This is a genomic window from Mesorhizobium sp. M2C.T.Ca.TU.002.02.1.1 (assembly GCF_003997225.1).
The window spans coordinates 1-1,335 of record NZ_RZTO01001186.1 but is presented as its reverse complement, the minus strand read 5'-3'; the positions used below and the strand labels follow the sequence as shown (position 1 = coordinate 1,335).

Below are 1,335 nucleotides of genomic sequence, written 5' to 3'. Positions count from 1 at the left end.
AGGGTCAGGAAGGTCGCCTCGAAGATCAGCATCTGCGTCCAGAAGTCGGCGTGACGGTCGAGGAACTGCGGCAGGAAGGCGACGAAGAAGGTGATGCTCTTCGGGTTGAGCGCCGTCACCAGCCAGGCATGCGCCATCATCCGTGCCGCCGAGACCGCGTCGGTGCGGGGTTCCGCCTTCAGCGCGCCGCCGGCGCGGAACAGCTTTATGCCGAGATAGATCAGGTAGCCGGCGCCGATCACCTTGAGCACGGTGAACACCGTCGCCGAGGCTGCGAGCAGCGCGCCGATGCCGAGCATCGACAGCGTCATTGCGGTGAAGTCGCCAAGCGCGACGCCCACTGCCATCGGCAGCGCGGTGCGCCAGCCCTGGCCCAGCGCATAGGAGACGACCAAGAGGATCGTCGGGCCCGGAATGACGAGAAGGATGGAAGAGGCGGCGGCGAAGGCGGCCCAGTTTTCGAAGGACATTTCCCTGCTCCTTGAGCGCAAAGAAAAGGATAAATCCTGGGGTCGTCGGGAATGTAAAGGGGCCGCTGGAAAAATCCTTGGCACCTGGGCCGCGCCCCATCGGCGGGCCGCGCCGATCCGTTAGGGTTAAGCCGGGTTCCCACGCTTTCACCCTTTTTCAACCATGACTGGTGAAAATGCCTGCGATCCGGCCGGACCGTGCTTCCCGCCGGCAGCGTAGGGTTTGGTGCATGCGCGAGTTGCCGCAAAGTCTGACGCCGCCTTCCAACGGCGCCGCAATCGATACCGAAATTCAGCTTTCCCGCCGCGCCGTGCTTTCGGGTGCCGGCGCCATGGCGCTGCTCGGCCTTGCCGGCTGCAGCACCACCGACACGCTCGACCTGCCGCAGATGCAGCTCGACAACACCGTCACCGGCTCCGTGCCGCCCATGCGCCCGGCGATCAGCGTCGACAAGAACATCACCGGTCCCGACGTCATGTATGCCTCATTGACCGATGGCGGCTTCAATGTGCCTGCGGTGCCGTGGCAGAAGGTCAAGCCGCAGTTCCGCCGCCAGATCGTCGTCGACAAGACCGGTGAGGCGCCCGGCACCATCGTCGTGCATCTGCAGGAACGCATGCTCTATCTCGTCCAGCCGGGCGGCGATGCCATCCGCTACGGCGTCGGCATCGGCAAGGACGGCTTCCGCTGGTCGGGCCGCGCCAACATCCAGTATGGCCGCGAATGGCCGGTCTGGACGCCGCCGCCGGAAATGATCCAGCGCAAGCCGGAACTGGTGAAATGGCAGGGCGGCCAGCCCGGCGGCCTCACCAATCCGCTGGGCGCCCGGGCGCTCTACATCTACCAGAACGGCAAGGACACCGG

At 65.5% G+C, this 1,335-nt stretch carries 2 protein-coding genes; one reads left to right on the top strand and one right to left on the bottom strand.

Annotated features, from left to right (window positions below):
- On the bottom strand, window positions 1–470 hold a 470-nt coding region (locus tag EOD07_RS34595; RefSeq protein WP_164772848.1), incomplete at its 3' end, for a LysE family translocator.
- Window positions 471–802: 332 nt separating this feature from the next.
- Between EOD07_RS34595 and EOD07_RS34590 the strand changes: the two genes are divergently transcribed.
- Window positions 803–1,335 (top strand): L,D-transpeptidase (locus EOD07_RS34590; RefSeq protein WP_245470608.1); only part of this gene is annotated, 533 nt, incomplete at its 3' end.